2 protein-coding genes are annotated in these 2,457 nt (G+C 74.4%); both read left to right on the top strand.

The window, feature by feature from the left end; translation table 11 throughout:
- Positions 1–811 (top strand): NADPH:quinone oxidoreductase family protein (locus ACTHJJ_RS01655; protein WP_440301199.1); only part of this gene is annotated, 811 nt, incomplete at its 5' end.
- Positions 812–907: 96 nt separating this feature from the next.
- On the top strand, positions 908–2,457 hold a 1,550-nt coding region (locus tag ACTHJJ_RS01650; RefSeq protein WP_440301198.1), incomplete at its 3' end, for an SWIM zinc finger family protein.

Here is a 2,457-nt window from a genome sequence, read left to right as displayed (position 1 = left end):
GAGGCCCGAGCTGCCGTTCATCCCGGGCGCCGAGTGCGCCGGGGTCGTCCGCGAAGCCCCCGAGGGCAGCGAGTTCGCGCCGGGGGACCGGGTCGCCGCCTTCCCGATCTTCGGCGCCTTCGCCGAAACCGTGTCCGTGCCAAGCGGGTTCATCTTCCCGATCCCGGACCCGCTCTCCTTCCCCGCCGCTGCCGCCGTGCCGATGAACTACCTCACGGTGCACTTCGCGCTGACCCGCCGCGGCCGGCTCGCGCCGGGCGACACCGTCCTCGTCCACGGCGCCGCCGGCGGCATCGGGACCGCCGCGATCCAGCTCGCCAAGGCGCTTGGGGCACGGGTCATCGCCGTCGCGTCCACCGAGGAGAAGCTGTCGGTGGCACGGGCGGCCGGCGCGGACGAGGCCGTCCTCGCCGACGGCTTCCTGGCCGGGGTCGGCGAGCTGACCGGCGGTCGCGGAGTCGACGTCGTCGTCGACCCGGTCGGCGGGGACCGCTTCACGGACAGCCTGCGCAGCCTGGGCGTCGAGGGCCGGCTCCTCGTCATCGGCTTCACCGCCGGAGACATCCCGACCGTCAAGGTCAACCGCCTGCTCCTCGCCAACACGAGCGTCGTCGGGGTCGGGTGGGGCGCATTCTGGAGCACCGAGCCGGGCTATGTGCGACGCCAGTGGGACGAGATCCTCCCGCTCCTCGAGGACGGCCGGCTCGCACCGCCGCTCGGGTCGGCGTACCCGCTCACCGAGGTCGGGGCGGCCCTCGCCGAGCTCGACCAACGCCGCGCGACGGGGAAGGTCACGCTGACCGTCCGCTGACCTTCGCGGCATACCTCCCCGAGGGGGTATGCCGCTCACTGATCTTGCCTGTGGACGAGCGCCGGCGTTGTCGGCGAGCACGCCTACAGTCGCTCCATGACGTGGAACGTGGGCCGCGCCGCGACCTGGGTGGCGGATCTCTCCGATGCGGAGATCAGCCAGCAGGTCGGCTCGCGTACGTTCGCGCGGGGCGAGGCGTATGCCGCACAGCGCCGCATCCGCTCGCTCGCGACCCGCCCCGAGGGCACGATGATCCTCGGCACGATCGAGGGCAGCGGCGCGCAGACCTACCAGACGATCATCGACAGCAAGACGGTCGGGCGCCGCACCACGTGGTACGGGCACTGCAGCTGCCCGGTCGGGTTCGACTGCAAGCACGCAGTCGCGCTGCTCATCACCGCCCGCGACGTTGCGCGCGGCATCGTCGCCGATCCCGGGCCGGCGGCTCCGGCGGACGGCCTGTCGGGGGCGCACTGGTCCGAGGTGTTCGGGCACCTGCGCCAGGTCGAGCCCCGACGGCGCGAGCCGGCCGCGCGGCCCGAGCCACAGGGCGACCTCATGCCGGCCGGTCTCTTCGTCGACCTCGCCTACCGGGCCCACTCGCCATGGGGTGAGCTGCCGGAGCTCGCCTACGGACTGCGGCCCACCCGCTGGACCCGGACGAAGCGGTGGCACCAGAGCCTCAGCTGGCACGACGCGCTGCCCCGCTGGGCGCACGGCGCGCGCTACCTGCCCGAGCACGAGCGGATCATGGCGCGGCTGCACGAGGTGCTGCGGTCGGGCTCCGGTAGCGCCGGCTACGTCACGACGGCCGCGCCGCTGCTGCTCGGGGCGAGCGCCGAGGTGTGGCCGCTGCTCGCCGAGGCGCGTGACGCGGGCATCGAGCTCCTCCCGGGCGAGGGGGTGGACGGCCCGGTGACGCTGCTCGACGAGCCGCTGCGGCCGGTGCTCGACGTGACGCGCGAGGACGAGAGCGGCGACCTCGTCGTCCGGGTCAGCGTCGACGACCTGCCCGACACGGGCGACGCCGACCGCGTCTTCGTCGGTGACCCCGTGCACGGGGTCGTCCTCGACGGCGTGGACGGTCTCGTCCTGCGGCCGATTGACGCGTCCCTCGGCCTCGCACCGGACGCGCTCGAGCAGGCCCTCCTCGGCATCCGGGTGCCGGCCTCCGAGCGGTCCCGGTTCCTCACCACGGCGATGCCCGGGCTCCGTGACCGGGTCAGGGTGCGTTCGACGGTGCCGCTGCCCGTGGAGGCGGCCGCGGTCGCTCCTGCGGTGGTGACGGTCCACGTCCTGGTCCGCGCCGACGTGCCGGGTGAGGTGCGGATCGAGCTCGGCTTCGCCTACGACGGCCGGCGACGCGCCTTCTCCACCGCGCGGTTCTCCGGGGCCGGCGAGCGCAACCGCGAGGGGGAGCAGGCCGCGCTCTACGCTGCCGGGTCCGTCCACGCGGTCCCCGGCGCGGTCCGCTGGGCCGACGACTGCGAGCCGACCCTCCTGCCGTCGGCCGCCCTGACCGGTCTCGGCGCCGCGACCTTCGCGACCGAGCTGTTGCCCGGCCTCGAGGCCGACGAGCACGTCACGCTCGTCGTCGAGGGTGAGCTCGCGGCCTACGACGAGGCGGCCGAGCCGCCCGTCATCCA

It is taken from the genome of Intrasporangium sp., assembly GCF_051961875.1.
Taxonomy (GTDB): Bacteria; Actinomycetota; Actinomycetes; order Actinomycetales; family Dermatophilaceae; genus Intrasporangium_A.
This window is presented reverse-complemented; position numbering and strand designations above follow the sequence as displayed.